This is a genomic window from Streptomyces sp. NPDC031225 (genome assembly GCF_055570355.1).
Map to the genome: position 1 here is coordinate 438,358 of NZ_JBVIHJ010000004.1, position 15,762 is coordinate 454,119.

Sequence of the window (15,762 nt, forward strand, 5' to 3'; positions counted from 1 at the left end):
GTGGCCAGGACCAAGGAGTTCGATCCCGAGGCCGCGCTGCAGGCGGCTCTGGAGCTGTTCTGGCGGCGCGGCTTCGAGGCGACGTCGATGTCCGACCTGGTCGGGCATCTCGGCGTCGGCCGGGCCAGCATCTACGCGACCTTCGGCAACAAGCACGAGCTGTACCTGAAGGCACTGGAGCGCTACGACCGGGCGGGGCTCCCGCCGATGCTGCGCGAGTTGTCCCAGCCGGGGCCGGCGCTGCCCGCCGTGCGGGCGGTCGTGCGGCGGTACGCGACGGAGGCCGCCGACGGGCAACTGCGCCTGAGCGGCTGCATGGTCACCAACGCGGCGGTCGAACTGGCCCCGCACGACCCGGCCGCGGCACGCCGGGTCGAACGCAACTGGGACCAGTTGGAGACCGTGCTGCACTCGGCGCTGGTCCGCGCCCAGGCGCAGGGCGAGCTGTCCGCGGACCGCGACCCGCTCACCCTCGCCCGCATGCTGCTGGTGCTGCTGCAGGGCCTGCGGGTCGTCGGCAAGGCGTCACAGGACCCGGCCAGGGTGCGGGACGCGGCAGAACAGGCACTGGCGTTGCTCGACTGAATCCACCGGGCGGGCGGCGCCCTTACTTCTGCCGCCATAATGAACCGATCGGTCAAGAACCGGACGAGTCGGTCGGGAATCGGATCGGTCGACAATCAGGGGAGATCATGACCACCACCACGCGCTTCGCCGGCAGGACCGTCCTCGTCACCGGAGCGGGGGCCGGGATCGGCCGGGACATCGCCCTGGCGTTCGCCGCGGAGGGCGCGCAGGTGGTCGTCGCGGGACGCGGACAGGAGCCGCTGTCCGACACGGTCCGGCTGATCGAGGGGGCGGGCGGCAAGGCGCTCGCGGTGACCGCCGACGTCTCGCGGGCCACCGAGATCGAGGCCGCGGTGGAGGCCGCGGCGGACCGATTCGGCGCGCTGGACGTGGCCGTCAACAACGCGGGGGTGTTCCGGGGCGGGCAGCCCCTGGCCGACCTGTCGCCGGCCGACTGGCAGGAGCAGCTCGACATCAACCTCACCGGGGTGTTCCTGGCCCTGCGGGCCGAGGTCCGCCGGATGCACTCACAGCCCTCCGGCGGCGCCATCGTGAACATCGCCTCCAGCATCGGCGCCCACACCCGCCGCCCCGGCGCCGCCGCCTACGCGGCCACCAAGGCGGCCGTCTCCGCCCTCACCCGGGGCGCCGCCCTGGACCACATCCGCGACGGCGTCCGCATCAACGCGGTCAGCCCCGGCCCCGTGGACACCCCGATGTCCCTGCGCCCCGGGGAGACGGATGCGGACCGCGCCGACCGCCTGCGGAACGCGCTTCCGCTGGGCCGCGTCTCGTCCAGGTCCGAGATCGCCGCGGCCGTGCTGTACCTGGCCTCGGACGACGCGTCCTCGGTGGTCGGCACGGACCTGGTGGTGGACGGCGGGGCGACGGCCTGACGCCGGTCAGCCCTTCAGGGCGTCGTACGTCACCCCGGTGAGCTGCTCCGAGGCGACCCAAAGGCGTAGGGACGCCTGGTCGTCGCGGGTCCAGGGGGCACGCCAGGAGGGCACCGGGGAGCCGCGCCAGCCCGCGAGGGAAGGGCCGGTGAAGGAGTCCGGAAGGACGCCGGGCGCGGTGGCGGCGTAGAGGGTGGGCAGCGCGCCGCTGTCGGCGGACTGGGCGAAGAAGCGGTTGCCGATCCGCATGAAGCGTTCCGCCGCCCTGCGGCCCGCCATCCTCGGGCCCGCGGTCTGCAGGTTGGTGGCCGCGTACCCGGGGTGTGCGGCCGCCGCGGTCACGTCCGATCCGTGGGCGGCGAGCCTGCGTGCCAGTTCGTGCACGAAGAGCAGGTTGGCGGTCTTGGAGCGGCCGTAGGCGATCCAACGGCGGTAACGGCGCTCGCTGTTGAGGTCGTCGATGTCGATGTTGGCCAGCACGTGCGCCGTGCTGGACACGGTGACGACGCGGGCGGCGGGTGTCGCGAGGAGCGTGGGGAGCAGGAGGCCGGTCAGCGCGAAGTGGCCCAGGTGGTTAACGCCGAACTGCGTCTCGAAGCCGTCCGCCGTGGTGCCGTACGGCAGCGCCATCACGCCCGCGTTGTTGACCAGCAGGTCGAGGCGGCCGTAGGGATACGCCGTCGCGAACTCCCGTACGGAGGACAGGTCACCGAGGTCCAGTCGGGCGAACTCGACCTCCGCTCCCGGGACTTCGCCGACCAGCCGGTCCCCGGCGTCGACGCCCCGCGCCTCGCTGCGGCAGGCGAGCACCACGCGGGCGCCCCTGCGGGCGAGTTCCCGCGCGGTGACGTAGCCGATGCCGCTGTTGGCCCCGGTGACGACGGCCACGCGCCCGCTCTGATCGGGGATGGCCTTCTCGTTCCAGCCGGACATGACCGGACTCCCTCCGACGGGTGGGGCTCAGCCTACGAGCGGGGTGCGCCCGGTGTATCCGGTCGCGGCGTCACGCTCGCGGAGAGCTACCTTCCGGTCACGTCACGTTCTCATCACAGGTCCCCCATATCTCCGACACGGCATCCGCACCTCATTAGGTTCGTCACCTCATATCCGGCTGATCGCCACTTCTTGATCACGCGCATGGATATCACCATGAACCCGGAAGGACCTGCTGTGAAACAGCTCCGCACGCCCGGCGCCATCGCCGTCGCCGCGCTGGCCCTGGCCGTGCTGCCGGGTGCCGCCTCGGCCCAGGACGGCGGCCGGCCGTTCGAGAACTGCACCGAGGCGTACGCCGCCGGGTACGCGAACATCCCCGAGGGCGACGAGCACTACGGCAGCCATCTCGACCGGGACGGCGACGGCATCGGCTGCGACCGGCCGCCCGCGGACTTCGAACCTCACGACGACGCGGCGGTAGCAGCGGCGGCCGACACCGGCAAGAAGGACCGGGACCTCGCCGAGACCGGCGGCGGAGACACCACCGTGTACGTCGCCGCCGCGGGTTCGACCGTCCTGCTCACCGGTGGCACGCTGGTGGCATCGGCGCGCAGGCGCCGCGCGATTCGCTGAGGCGCGGGGTCCGCCGGAGGCGGCGGCACCCGGCGCCGGGTGCCGCCGCCGGACCGTACGTCACCCCTCCGCCACGATCCGCCGAGCCGCCTCCACCTTCTCCCGATGAGCCGTGCGCAGCTTCTCCAGGGCGGCGGTGTTCTTCCCGATATCCGCCTTCTGGATTCGGAATTCGACGTCGAACCAGATGTCGAGGAGCCCGGTACTCTCCTTGCACCGCACGTCCGCGGTGGCGGTGTCCTTCTCCGCCTCGGAGACCGAGCTCCCCTGGAATGCGGAACTCGTCAGCGGATCCATCGGCGAGGAATACGCGAATCCGGACTTCCGCATACAGGCGGACCATTTCCGGAAACCCTCCCGCACCGCCGGGACGCCGAAGGACTCCTCATAACTGCCCGTGGCGATACGGCTCGCGACCGCCGCCCCCGCCGGGTCGTCGTACTCCTGCGAGAGCTTTCCGACCGACTGACCGAAACAGCCGTCGCGCGGTACGGATTTCCCCTTGTACGAGACTTTCGCCCCACCCCCGGGTTCCGCGCTCCGCTTGCCGTAGAACACCACGAGGGCGTCCTCGGGAAGGTCGGGCCTCTCGTCCGGTACCGCGTCGCTGTTCGGGTGGTAGCCGAAGCGCGCCGCCTCACTCGCGCTCGACAGGCCGTAGCGGCGGTCGGCCGGCTCGGGCGCGTGGGGGTCCGGCCGGGTCGGCTCGTAGGCGATGCCGTAGGTGCGCAGACAGCGCTGGGTCAGGACCTGCTGAGCCGCCTCGATCATGCTGTTCTCGGTCTTCGTGTAGCTGAACCGGGCCATGGGCAGCCGGTTCGCGTAGCTGACCTGCGCCGCTGCCGCCGCGGTCGGCGACGCGGCGGGGGACTTCGGGGCCCCGGCCTGGCCGCCGCCCCCGCCCGCACCGCTCCCGGAGGAGCAGCCGAGCACGGTGGCGGCCAGGGCCAGGAGGACCGGTGCCAGGCGTCGCACGCTGATCAGAACTTGTAGCAGTTGCCGTTGTAACGGCCGTACCCGAAGGACGCGTTGTTGTTGTACGTCCTCACGAGCCGGTCGCCCGGGTCCTCGCCGGTGCTCTTGAAGGGCGGTATCGAGTCACAGGCGCCCGCGAGATTGCTGTTGTAATAGATGTTCAGGTCGTACTCGGACATGTTCACCGCGGAGGCGGCGTTGTTCTTGACGTATTGTCCCTTTCCGGTGCCGCTGCCGAGGAACTTGTAGTCGTTCAGGCTGTAGTGGTCGAAGCCCACGAACACGGTTCTCGAACCTTCGAGACCGCTGTTGTAATAGAAGACCATGCAGTAGGTCTGCGAGTCGGGGCACGTCAGTGAGGCGTAGGCCTGGGACTGCGGCGCCATTCCGAGGACGAATCCCGCGGTGGCGGTGGCGGTGAGTCCCAGAGCGGTGAGCCTGCGGCGCATGGACATACGAGATCTCCTGTGCTGGTCAGACACGGATGTGCGCGAGCCGCATGATCGTAACAATCCTTGATCCATACGGGAATTGCAAAGATGACAGCAAACAAGGAACCGGGAATTCCGCATGTGTGCACCCACGGAGCGCGGTAATGGCACTTCCCCACAAAAGGGCGTAAACGGAATCCACCGAGAGGCAGCCATGACGAGCGGGCACGAGACTCACGGGGCGGCCTTGGGCCCGCGGCCGCTGCGGACACGTGCCCTGACCCGTGAGACCGGCCAGGCCCGGGTGCTTCTGGCCACCGGGAAGTGGCGCCCTGCCCGGGCGGACTCCGAAGCAGCGGCAGCCGTCCTGGACCGCCTCGCCGCCCCGCTGCCGGCCCGGCGGGCAGCGGCCGCACGGATGTCGGCCACGGACCGGGACCGGCGACTCCAACGCCTCCTGCGCACCGTCCTCCACCACCTCGACGCAGGCGCCGTCAGCCCGCCCACGGCCGCTCTCCTGGCCGCCGTGGCCCGCGCTTTCCTGCCTTGGCACGCCGCCCCGAACCCCCCGAGCGCGGCGGCGGCCCCGAGATACGGGACATCGGCGAGGACGGCAGACGGCTCGGCCGTGCCACCGACGGAGGCCGGCGAGTCGCTGCTCCCCGATCTGATCGCGCTGTTCTCCGTGTTGGCCTCGCCGAGCCTGCCCGGGACCGTCCCGCTCACGCCCCCGGTCGAGCCCTGGCAGGCCCGGTACGCGGGCCGCTTCCGTCGTCACGGCAGACCCGCGCCCGGGGTGTGGACGGCCGAGACCGTCGGCTGCCCGGCGTGCGGGAGCGAGACCGGCCCGTGGACGGTGACCTGCGACTGGCGTCTGATCTCACTGGGCTGCCCGTGCGGGGCGGTGACCCGCGAACACGGCCTCGCCTTCTCCGAGGTCTGGCTCCTTCTGCCGGACATGTGACGGACCGTCGTGACCGGCCACCCGCACAACGGCGTTCGGTCACAGCCGCGTTCGGTCACAGCCGATGGGTCCAGGGCACGACCACGGCCAGGGGCGGCTGGAGCAGCACCTCGTGTCCCGGGGGATGACGCACGGGAGGGCGGCACCCCCGCACAGGGTGCCGCCCTCTCCATGTGATCCGGAACCACCACCCATCGGATGAGGGTCGGGGACGGGCGGCGGCTCCGGGGTCGCAGGGGCCGTCAGCGGCCTACCGGTGGTCGCTGCCGTTCGCCGTGATCGCCGCGCGGCCGGCCTCCAGACGGGCGACCGGGATGCGGAACGGGGAGCAGGAGACGTAGTCCAGACCCACCTCGTGGAAGAAGTGGACCGACTCCGGGTCGCCGCCGTGCTCGCCGCAGACGCCGAGCTTGAGGTCGGGGCGGGTCCTGCGGCCCGCCTCCGCGGCGAGCTTCACCAGGGAGCCCACGCCGTCCCTGTCGATCGTCTCGAACGGCGAGACCCCGAAGATGCCCTTCTCCAGGTAGGCCGTGAAGAAGGAGGCCTCCACGTCGTCGCGGCTGAAGCCCCACACCGTCTGGGTGAGGTCGTTGGTGCCGAAGGAGAAGAACTCCGCCGCCTCCGCGATCTGACCGGCGGTCAGCGCGGCGCGCGGGAGCTCGATCATCGTGCCGATGGCCAGCTTGAGTTCGGTGTCCGTGGCGGCCTCGACCTCGGCCACCACCTGGTCGGCCTCCTCGCGGACGATCTCCAGCTCCTGGACCGTGCCCACCAGCGGGATCATGATCTCCGCGCGCGGGTCGCCCTTGGCTGCCTTGCGTTCGGCCGCGGCCTCGGCGATCGCCCGTACCTGCATGGTGAACAGGCCGGGGATGACCAGCCCGAGGCGTACGCCGCGCAGGCCCAGCATCGGGTTCTGCTCGTGCAGGCGGTGCACGGCCTGGAGGAGGCGCAGTTCGTTCTCGTGCGGCTCCTGGCGGGACTCCGCGAGCGCCACGCGGACCGACAGCTCGGTGATGTCGGGGAGGAACTCGTGCAGCGGCGGGTCGAGGAGCCGGACCGTCACCGGCAGCCCGTCCATCGCCGAGAACAGCTCCACGAAGTCCTTCTTCTGAAGCGGGAGCAGCGCCTTCAGCGACTCCTCGCGCTCGGTCTCCGTGTCGGCCAGGATGAGGCGCTCGACCAGCTCACGGCGGTCGCCGAGGAACATGTGCTCGGTACGGCACAGGCCGATGCCCTGGGCGCCGAAGCGGCGGGCGCGCAGCGCGTCCTCGGCGTTGTCGGCGTTGGCACGCACCCGCAGCCGGCGCTTGCGGTCCGCGAACGCCATGATCCGGTGCACGGCCTCGACCAGCTCGTCGGCGTCGTTGGCGCCGGCGTGCATCCGGCCCTCGAAGTACTCGACGACCGGCGACGGCACGACCGGGACCTCGCCCAGGTAGACCTTGCCGCTGGAGCCGTCGATGGAGATCAGGTCGCCCTCCTCGACGACGTGTCCGCCCGGGACCGTCATCCGGCGCCGCTTGGTGTCGACCTCCAGTTCCTCCGCGCCGCAGACACAGGTCTTGCCCATGCCGCGTGCGACCACGGCCGCGTGGGAGGTCTTGCCGCCGCGGGAGGTCAGGATGCCCTCGGCCGCGATCATGCCGTCGAGGTCGTCGGGGTTGGTCTCCCGGCGGACCAGGATGACCTTCTCGCCGGAACGCGACCACTTGACGGCGGTGTACGAGTCGAAGACGGCCTTGCCGACGGCCGCGCCCGGCGAGGCCGCGATGCCCCGGCCGACCTGCGCGACCTTCGTGTTCTCGTCGAAGCGCGGGAACATCAGCTGGGCGAGCTGGGCGCCGGTGACGCGCTGCAGCGCCTCGGCCTCGTCGATCAGGCCCTGGTCCACGAGCTGCGTGGCGATCCGGAAGGCCGCTCCCGCCGTGCGCTTGCCGACCCGGGTCTGGAGCATCCACAGCTGACCGCGCTCGATGGTGAACTCGATGTCGCAGAGGTCCTTGTAGTGGTTCTCCAGCGTCTTCATGATCTGCATCAGCTGGTCGTACGACTTCTTGTCGATCTGCTCCAGCTCCGCGAGCGGGACGGTGTTGCGGATGCCCGCGACGACGTCCTCGCCCTGGGCGTTCTGAAGGTAGTCGCCGTAGACGCCCTGGTGGCCGGAGGCGGGGTCGCGGGTGAAGGCGACGCCGGTGCCCGAGTCCGGGCCGAGGTTGCCGAAGACCATCGAGCAGACGTTGACGGCGGTGCCGAGGTCGCCGGGGATGCGTTCCTGGCGGCGGTAGAGCTTGGCGCGGTCGGTGTTCCAGGAGTCGAAGACCGCGTGGATGGCGAGGTCCATCTGCTCACGCGCGTCCTGCGGGAAGTCCCGGCCGGCCTCCTTCTTGACGATCTTCTTGAAGGCGGTGACCAGCTTCTTGAGGTCGGCGGCCTCCAGGTCGGTGTCGACGGTGACCTTCTTGGCCTCCTTGGCCTTCTCGAGGGCCTCCTCGAAGAGATCGCCGTCGACGCCGAGGACGGTCTTGCCGAACATCTGGATGAGCCGCCGGTAGGAGTCCCAGGCGAAGCGGTCGTCGCCGGCCTGCTTGGCGAGACCCTGGACCGACTTGTCGGAGAGACCGATGTTCAGGACCGTGTCCATCATGCCGGGCATGGAGAACTTGGCGCCGGAGCGGACCGAGACGAGCAGCGGGTCGTCGGCCTGGCCGAGCTTCTTGCCCATGCGCTGCTCCAGCGCGTCGAGGTGCGCACTCACCTCGTCACGCAGTGCCGCGGGTTCCTCGCCGCTGTCCAGGTAGACCTTGCAGGCGTCCGTCGTGATGGTGAAGCCGGGGGGAACGGGGAGTCCCAGGTTGGTCATCTCGGCGAGGTTCGCGCCCTTGCCACCCAGGAGGTCCTTGAGGTCCTTGTTTCCCTCGGTGAAGTCATAGACGAACTTGGCTACGTGGGGTTCTTTGTTTTCCGACACGGGTCTCGACTCCCTCGAGGACGCGGTGGCTGCCCTGACGGCCAGGAACATACCCAGATCAAAGGCTTCTGGGTACGTCTGCTTGGGCGTCATACGCCCGTAACCAGTCGTCTGCCAGCGGATCGAAAGTCAAAGCTTGGCAAGCGACATGCGCCTGATGTTTTCACTTCTTGAACGCGGCAACCCCTGCAGACCCCTCCCACCCGCTCATATGAGCCGCCATTCGCACGCTTGAGTTCGATCGATGAACGATCAAGGGGTGGCACTGAGTGCCACCCCTTGGAGAAGTGCAGTCGCCCATGATCCGCTCATCCGAGCGCAACCCTTCTCAAGGGTGGCGAGAATCACGCTGCCACAGGCGCTCGGATTTCACCATGCGGACGGGTCCCGGAACGGAAACGCGGACGTCACACGCCCATGGCCAGCAGCCGTTCCTCCACCCGCTCCGCGGCGTACAGATGCTCCACGACCAGGGCCCCCGCCCCGACCAGCCCGGCCCGCTCACCGAGCCGTGAGGTCACGACCTCCAGGCGGGCGGTGGAGCGGGGCAGCGCCCGCTGGTACAGCAGCTCCCGGACACCGGTGAGGAAGGGGGTCCCGGCCAGATCCCCGGCGATCATCAGGACCCCGGGGTTCAGCAGGGTGACGACCGTCGCCAGCACGTCCCCGACCTGCCGCCCCGCGTCACGTGCGAGCGCCGCCGCCTCGGGATGCCCGGACGCGAGCAGGTCCCGCACATCCGAGCCCGAGGCCGCCGGCACCCCGGCCGCCGCCAGCCGCCGGGCCACGGCACCGCCGCTCGCGACGGCCGCGAGACAGCCGTAGGAACCGCACCGGCACAGCGACTCCGCGCCCGCCGGCACCCGGATGTGGCCCAGGTCGCCCGCGCCGCCGTCGATGCCCCGGTAGACCGAGCCGTCGACCACGACTCCGGCGCCGATGCCCGTCGAGACCTTGACCAGGACGAACGCCGAGCAGTCGGGGTGGGCCGTGCGCTGTTCGCCGTATGCCATGAGGTTGGCGTCGTTGTCGACGAGCACCGGGACCGGGCCGGCCCCGGTGTGCTCGGTGAAGGCTCCGGCCAGGCGGGTCCTTATGTCGTAGCCGTCCCAGCCCGGCATGATCGGCGGCTGGACCACCCGGCCACTTTCCATGTCGACCGGGCCCGGTACGGCGAGCCCGATCCCGCAGACCTCGTCCGCGCGGTGGCCCGCCTTCTCCAGCAGCTCGGCGAACCAGCGGCCCAGCTCGCCGAGCACGACATCGGGGCCGTCCTCGATCGCGAGGGCTCCGCTGTGCTCGGCGAGGATCTCGCCGGTCAGGGACAGCACACAGGCACGCGCGTGCCGGGTCTCCAGGTCTGCGGCGAGGACGACGGCGTGGGCGTCGTCGAACTCCAGGGTGATGGAGGGACGGCCGCCGAGCGGGGAGTCGACGGGCCCCCCGGCGCCCTCGCGCAGCCAGCCCGCGCGGAAGAGCCGGTCCAGGCGCTGGCCGACGGTCGCCCGGGACAGTCCGGTGGCCTGCTGGAGCGCCCCGCGCGTGACGGCTCGCCCGCTGCGGACCAGTTCGAGCAGGTCTCCGGCTCCGGTCTGACTCCGTCCAGCCATGCGCACCCCCTTGTGTTTCTCAACTCTGCATTACATATTGAGTTTTGCGTGTTAAATAGACGTAACTCTACGGTAGCCCTGACCGAACCGGTCAGCCACATGTCTTCGGGGAGCCCCGAGTGGATCGCACTGCCCAGCTCATGACCCCTTCCACGGAGCGTTCGATCGCATACGATCCGCCGAGCTCGTCACATTCCCTGCATGTCAGGGCCGCGCGGGTGCTGGAGGGCAACTGGACCGGCACCTCCACGGTGCCCTCGCCCAGCCTGTACCCGCACCAGTGGTCCTGGGACTCCGCGTTCATCGCGATCGGCCTGCGCCACCTCTCGCCGCTGCGGGCGCAGACCGAGCTGGAGACGCTGATGGCGGCCCAGTGGGGCGACGGGCGGATCCCGCACATCGTCTTCAACCCCTCCGTACCCCTCGACCAGTACTTCCCGAGCCCCGACTTCTGGCGCTCCTCCACCGCGGGGCACACCGCGGGCGCCCCGCGCACCGTACAGACGTCCGGCATCGTGCAGCCACCGGTCCACGCGCTGGCCGCGTGGCTGGTCCACCGCGCCGACCCGGGACTCTCCCGCGCGCGCGGCTTCCTCGCCCGGGTGTACCCACGCCTGGCCGCCTGGCACCGCTACCTCCTGCACCGGCGGGACCTGGGCGGCGGCGGGCTCGCGTCCGTCGTGCACCCCTGGGAACAGGGTATGGACAACAGCCCCTCGTGGGACCTCCCCCTCGGCAGGGTCACCCCCGCCCCGGCCCGCTCCTTCCGCCGCGCCGACCTCGACCACGGGGCGGCCGAGGACCGGCCGACGGATCTGGACTACGGGCGGTACGTCCGGCTGGCGATGGACTACCGGGACGCCGGATACGCCGACGGCGGCGGCGGTTTCGCGGTCGAGGACCCCTCCTTCAACGCCCTGCTCATCGCCTCCGAGCACGCCCTCGCCCGGATCGCCGAGGAACTGGGCGCGCCCGGCACGGCCCGCCGCGCACGCGCGGAACGGCTGACGGCGGCACTGATCGAGCGGCTGTGGGACCCGGCGAGCGGCATGTTCCTGTGCCGGGACCTGCGGTGGCCCGCCCCGGACGGGCGCGGCACCCTGATCCCCGAGCGCGGTGTGTCCGGCCTGGTCCCCCTGCTGCTGCCCGACCTGCCGCCCGGCATCGTCGCGGCGCTGCTGCGCACCGTCTCCGGCCCGCACTTCGGACTCGGCACCACCACCCGCCTCGTGCCCAGCTACGACCTCCTCGGCGAGGCCTTCGACCCGCACCGCTACTGGCGCGGCCCGGCCTGGTTCAACACCGCCTGGCTGCTGGAGCGGGGGCTGCGCACCCACGGCGAGCAGCGACGGGCCGACGCCCTGCGGCAGTCGGTCCTGGAACTCGCCGCGGCCGGCGACTTCGCGGAGTACGTCGACCCGTACACCGGCGAGGCCTGCGGGACGACCGGCTTCAGCTGGACCGCCGCGCTCTCGCTCGACCTGCTGCACAGCGACACCACCGTCGCGTACGACACCGCGGCCACGGACAGCACCACGCTCACGGCGGACTTGGGACTCAAGGGAGGGAACCTGCGATGACGGACCGGCATCATCTGCTCGTGCACGGCGGGACGTTCGCTGCCGTGGGTGACGGCGGCGACATCAGCGGCGTCCGGGGCAGCGGCAGCTCCCCGGACGGCATGTTCGTACGGGACGCCCGGCATCTGAGCCGCTGGCAGCTCACGGTCGACGGCGCGGTCCCCGAGGCGCTGTCGCCGGTCGCCGACGGGGACACCGCGCGCTGTGTCCTGGTCCCGCGCGGCGGCCGCCAGGAGCCGCCCGCCTGCACCCTCTTCCGCGAACAGGCCGTCGGGGACGGCTCGTTCGTCGAATCCCTCCGCGTCACCAGCAACCGCCCGGTGCCGACGACGGTCCGGCTCGCGGTCACCGCGGACGCCGACTTCACCGACCAGTTCGAACTCCGCTCCGACTACCGCACCTACCCGAAGACCGGCATGCACCGCTCCCGTGAAGTCCTCGACGACGGCGTGGAGTTCACCTACCAGCGCGGCGAATGGCGTTCCTGTACGACGGTGACGGCCGACCCCGCCCCGGACGGCGTCGAGGAGACGGGCACCGGAGCGCGGCGCCTGGTGTGGACGCTGGATCTGGAGCCGCACGGCACGGCCGAACTGACCCTGCGGGTGATGGCCCGGCCGCACGGCGACCGGCGGACCCTGCGGGTACCGAGCTCTCCCGCCGCCCTCAACCGGCAACTCCTCGCCATGGAGGGCGAGTTCGTAGAGGGCGTCGCCTTCCCCACCGGCTGGCCGGAACTCGCCGCGGCCTGCGCGCGCGGTCTCGCCGACCTCGCCTCGCTCCAGGTCCCGGCAACCGGTCCGGACGGCGAGGACCTGCTCGTGCCGGCCGCCGGAGCCCCCTGGTTCCTCACCCTTCTCGGCCGGGACGCCCTCCTCACCTCGCTCTTCGCCCTCCCCTACCGGCCCCAGCTGGCCGCCGCGACGCTCCCCGCGCTCGCCGCGACCCAGGCGACCGAGATCGGCGCGGCCTCCGTGGCCCAGCCCGGCAAGATCGTGCACGAGGTGCGGCACGGTGAGCTGGCCCACTTCGGGCAGGTGCCGTACGGCCGTTACTACGGCTCGGTGGACGCCACACCGCTGTTCCTCGTCCTGCTCGGCGCCTATGTGGAGCACACCGGGGACGTCGCGCTCGCCCGGCGCCTGGAGTCCCACGCCCGCGCGGCGATCGGCTGGATGCTCGACCACGGCGGGCTGACCTCGCGCGGCTACCTCGTCTACCGCTCCGACCAGGGCGGCCTCGCCAACCAGAACTGGAAGGACTCCCCCGGCGCGATCTGCGGCGCCGACGGGACGCGGGCGAGCGGCCCGGTGACGGCGGCGGGCGCCCAGGGCTACGCGTACGACGCGCTGCGCAGGACCGCGTGGCTCGCGCGCACGGTGTGGGCGGACGAGACCTACGCGGCCCTCCTCGAACAGGCCGCGGCCGATCTGCGGGACCGTTTCCAGCGGGACTTCTGGATGCCGGACCGTACGTTCCCCGCGCTCGCGCTGGACGGCGAGGGGCGCCAGGTCGACGCGCTGGCCTCCGACGCCGGGCATCTGCTGTGGTCGGGGCTGCTCGACAAGGAGTACGGCGAGCAGGTGGGGCGGCGGCTGCTGGAGCCGGACTTCTTCTCGGGCTGGGGAGTCAGGACCCTGGCGGCCGGGCAGCCGGCGTACCACCCGCTGTCGTACCACCGGGGCTCGGTGTGGCCACACGACAACGCGCTGATCACGCTGGGTCTAGCCCGGTACGGGCTGCACGACGAGGCGCGGACCGTGGCGCACGGCCTGGTGGACGCGGCGACGGCGGCCGGGCACCGGCTGCCGGAGGTACTCGCGGGGTACGGGCGGGAGTCCCACGGGGAGCCGGTGCCGTACCCGCACGCGTGTGTGCGGGAGGCCCGGTCCGCCGCGGCGCCGCTCGCGTTGCTGACGGCGGTGGGAGGCGCTTGAGGCCGAGGGCTCACCATCGGGAACCTCACCGTTGACCAAGCATTGGTCCGGTGTTTGCCCTGGGCCGTGAACCGTTGCCCGAAGCCGGACGTACGGGACGGTGGCGGATCCGAGACCCCATATCGGGTCCGCCTCCTACCAGGACCCGTACGGAAGGACCCTCGGGTGTCCGAGACCCTTGCAGAGAGCACGTCACCCGAGGCCGAGGCGACGGGTGCGGACAGTCCGCCGGCCGGGAAGCCGTCCTGGCGGGAGGCGCACCCCGTCGCCGCACGCAACATCCGGTGGACGGTGAACGTCCTCGCCGCCCTTCTGGTCCTCGGGGCCCTGCTCCTGCCGAACAAGGTCACCCATCTGCACCTGCGGGAGTTCGTGCGGCTTCCGGCGGAGGCGATCCTCGGAGCGGCCGTGGCACTGGTGCTGCCGCGTCGGCCGCGGCTGGCGGTGGCCGTGGTGTCCGGCGTGGCGCTCGGGGTGATGACGATCCTGAACCTGCTCGACATGGGGTTCAACGACTACCTCGGGCGGCCCTTCAACCCCGTCCTCGACTGGGAGCTGCTCAACGACGCGCAGTCGTACATCTCGGACTCGATGGGCCAGGCCGTGGCGGTCGGGGCCGCGGTCGGCGCGGTCGTCCTCGTGCTTCTCCTGCTGTCGCTGATGACGCTGGCGATGGTCAGACTGAGCGGTCTGCTGATCCTGGACCGGCGGACCGCGACCCGGGGGACCCTCCTCGCCGCGACCGTCTGGGTCACCTGCTCCGCCCTCGGTCTCCAGGTCTTCGGCACCCCGCTGGCCTCCCAGCACACCGCTGCGCTCACCGCGCTCCAGGCCAAGCAGGTGGTGCAGACCGTGCGGGACGAGGCGGCCTTCGAGAAGGTGGCCAAGGTCGACGCCTTCGGGAACACCCCGGGCGACCAGCTGGTGCCGGATCTGCGCGGCAAGGACATGATCTTCACGTTCATCGAGAGCTACGGCAGGAGCGCCGTGGAGGACAAGGGCATCGCGCCCGGCGTCGACAAGACCCTCGCCACGAGCACCGCGGCCCTCGCGAAGGCGGGCTTCCACGCGAAGAGCGGCTGGCTGACCTCGGCGACGTACGGCGGCAGCAGCTGGCTCGGCCACTCGACCACCCTCTCCGGCCTCTGGATCGACAACCAGCAGCGTTACCGCACGGTCATGGCCAGCAACCACCTCAGCCTCACCAAGGCCTTCAAGAAGACCGGCGACTGGGACACGGTCGGTGTGATGCCGGGCGTGCAGAAGGGCTGGCCCGAGCAGAAGTACTACGACCTCGACAAGGTCTACAACGCCTTCCAACTCGGCTACCAGGGACCGAAGTTCAGCTGGTCGACGATGCCCGACCAGTACGCCCTGGAGGCCTACCAGCGCCAGGTGCACAGCAAGAAGCGCGACAAGCCGCTGATGTCCGAGATCATCCTGACCTCCAGCCACCAGCCGTGGGCACCCATCCCGAAGATGGTGAACTGGGACGACCTCGGCGACGGCTCGATCTTCAAGGCCATCCAGAAGGCCGGCAACAAACCGTCCGACATCATCGCCGACTCCACCCGCTCCAAGGAGGAGTACGGCAAGTCCATCTCGTACTCCGTCACCAGCCTCACCCAGTGGCTGGAGCGCTACGGCAGCGCCGACACCGTGCTCGTCTTCCTCGGCGACCACCAGCCGATCGCGCGGGTCAGCGGTGAGAACGCCAGCCGTGACGTGCCGATCTCCATCGTCGCCAAGGACCCGAAGGTCCTCGACAAGATCGCCTCCTGGAACTGGACCGACGGCCTCAAGCCGGCCCACAACGCCCCGGTCTGGAAGATGAGCTCCTTCCGAGACCGCTTCCTGACGGCGTACGGCTCGACTCCCCACCCGTCGAAGGGGTAACGCTTCGCGGAGAGCAGGTTCCGGTCACCGGCCGACCGCGACCCGGTGGGGGCCGGTTCCCCGCGCCCTGGGGAGTCGCAGTCACCCGCCTACGGCACAGCGGCCCTGCCACATGATGCCGCCCGGCGGCCGCGGGTCCGTCGTGGCCGGTCGCGCAGTTCCCCGCACCCCTGGGGAGTCGCAGTCACCCGCGTACGGCACAGCGGCCGTGCCACGTGATGCCGGTCGGCGGCTGCGGGTCCGTCGTGGCTGGTCGCGCAGTTCCCCGCGCCCCTGGGGAGTCGCAGTCACCCGCGTACGGCACAGCGGCCGTGCCACGTGATGCCGGTCGGCGGCTGCGGGTCCGTCGTGGCTGGTCGCGCAGTT

At 71.1% G+C, this 15,762-nt stretch carries 12 protein-coding genes; 7 read left to right on the top strand and 5 right to left on the bottom strand.

The window, feature by feature from the left end; all coding sequences use genetic code 11:
- A complete protein-coding gene (locus ACZ48Z_RS09505) occupies nt 1–585 on the top strand; it encodes a TetR/AcrR family transcriptional regulator (protein ID WP_468735210.1) in 585 nt (194 codons plus the stop codon).
- Between the two features lie 107 nt (nt 586–692).
- Nucleotides 693–1,463 carry an SDR family NAD(P)-dependent oxidoreductase gene (locus tag ACZ48Z_RS09510; protein WP_468735211.1) on the top strand — a complete coding sequence of 257 codons (771 nt, stop codon included), beginning with the start codon at nt 693–695 and terminating at the stop codon, nt 1,461–1,463.
- 6 nt (nt 1,464–1,469) lie between these two features.
- Here the strand turns inward: ACZ48Z_RS09510 and ACZ48Z_RS09515 are convergent, their stop codons facing one another.
- Nucleotides 1,470–2,396, bottom strand: coding sequence for an oxidoreductase (locus ACZ48Z_RS09515; protein WP_468735212.1), 927 nt, complete (start codon nt 2,394–2,396; stop codon nt 1,470–1,472).
- A gap of 237 nt (nt 2,397–2,633) precedes the next feature.
- On the opposite strand from ACZ48Z_RS09515, the gene ACZ48Z_RS09520 reads away from it, so the two are divergent.
- Complete coding sequence (locus ACZ48Z_RS09520) at nt 2,634–3,032, top strand: excalibur calcium-binding domain-containing protein (protein WP_468735213.1); 399 nt, start codon at nt 2,634–2,636, stop codon at nt 3,030–3,032.
- Nucleotides 3,033–3,092: 60 nt separating this feature from the next.
- Here ACZ48Z_RS09520 and ACZ48Z_RS09525 read toward each other — a convergent pair whose 3' ends face one another.
- Nucleotides 3,093–4,007: a hypothetical protein gene (locus ACZ48Z_RS09525; protein WP_468735214.1), complete on the bottom strand. Its 915-nt coding sequence runs from the start codon at nt 4,005–4,007 to the stop codon at nt 3,093–3,095.
- Nucleotides 4,008–4,012: 5 nt separating this feature from the next.
- Complete coding sequence (locus ACZ48Z_RS09530; RefSeq protein WP_468735215.1) at nt 4,013–4,462, bottom strand: peptidase inhibitor family I36 protein; 450 nt, start codon at nt 4,460–4,462, stop codon at nt 4,013–4,015.
- Between the two features lie 190 nt (nt 4,463–4,652).
- On the opposite strand from ACZ48Z_RS09530, the gene ACZ48Z_RS09535 reads away from it, so the two are divergent.
- Nucleotides 4,653–5,402, top strand: coding sequence for a hypothetical protein (locus tag ACZ48Z_RS09535; RefSeq protein WP_468735216.1), 750 nt, complete (start codon nt 4,653–4,655; stop codon nt 5,400–5,402).
- A 250-nt stretch (nt 5,403–5,652) separates the two neighbouring features.
- Here ACZ48Z_RS09535 and ppdK read toward each other — a convergent pair whose 3' ends face one another.
- Both ppdK and ACZ48Z_RS09545 read right to left on the bottom strand, forming a co-directional pair.
- Nucleotides 5,653–8,373, bottom strand: a complete 2,721-nt coding sequence (gene ppdK / locus ACZ48Z_RS09540; protein WP_468735217.1) for a pyruvate, phosphate dikinase — start codon at nt 8,371–8,373, stop codon at nt 5,653–5,655.
- A gap of 407 nt (nt 8,374–8,780) precedes the next feature.
- Nucleotides 8,781–9,983 carry an ROK family protein gene (locus tag ACZ48Z_RS09545; protein ID WP_468735218.1) on the bottom strand — a complete coding sequence of 401 codons (1,203 nt, stop codon included), beginning with the start codon at nt 9,981–9,983 and terminating at the stop codon, nt 8,781–8,783.
- A gap of 119 nt (nt 9,984–10,102) precedes the next feature.
- On the opposite strand from ACZ48Z_RS09545, the gene ACZ48Z_RS09550 reads away from it, so the two are divergent.
- The 3 genes from ACZ48Z_RS09550 (at nt 10,103) to ACZ48Z_RS09560 (ending at nt 15,396) form a co-directional block, all read left to right on the top strand.
- A complete protein-coding gene (locus ACZ48Z_RS09550) occupies nt 10,103–11,563 on the top strand; it encodes an MGH1-like glycoside hydrolase domain-containing protein (RefSeq protein ID WP_468735219.1) in 1,461 nt (486 codons plus the stop codon).
- Nucleotides 11,560–13,500, top strand: coding sequence for an amylo-alpha-1,6-glucosidase (locus tag ACZ48Z_RS09555; RefSeq protein WP_468735220.1), 1,941 nt, complete (start codon nt 11,560–11,562; stop codon nt 13,498–13,500). Before ACZ48Z_RS09550 ends, ACZ48Z_RS09555 begins: the two co-directional genes overlap by 4 nt.
- A 165-nt stretch (nt 13,501–13,665) precedes the next feature.
- On the top strand, nt 13,666–15,396 hold the full coding sequence (locus ACZ48Z_RS09560; RefSeq protein WP_468735221.1) for an LTA synthase family protein: 1,731 nt from the start codon (nt 13,666–13,668) through the stop codon (nt 15,394–15,396).
- Nucleotides 15,397–15,762 lie beyond the last annotated feature (366 nt).

Coding starts and splice junctions, on each gene's coding strand:
- ACZ48Z_RS09510 (WP_468735211.1), top strand. CDS start 693: ATGACCACCACCACGCGCTTCGCCGGCAGGACCGTCCTCGTCACCGGA.
- ACZ48Z_RS09515 (WP_468735212.1), bottom strand. CDS start 2,396: ATGTCCGGCTGGAACGAGAAGGCCATCCCCGATCAGAGCGGGCGCGTG.
- ACZ48Z_RS09530 (WP_468735215.1), bottom strand. CDS start 4,462: ATGTCCATGCGCCGCAGGCTCACCGCTCTGGGACTCACCGCCACCGCC.
- ACZ48Z_RS09535 (WP_468735216.1), top strand. CDS start 4,653: ATGACGAGCGGGCACGAGACTCACGGGGCGGCCTTGGGCCCGCGGCCG.
- ACZ48Z_RS09545 (WP_468735218.1), bottom strand. CDS start 9,983: ATGGCTGGACGGAGTCAGACCGGAGCCGGAGACCTGCTCGAACTGGTC.
- ACZ48Z_RS09555 (WP_468735220.1), top strand. CDS start 11,560: ATGACGGACCGGCATCATCTGCTCGTGCACGGCGGGACGTTCGCTGCC.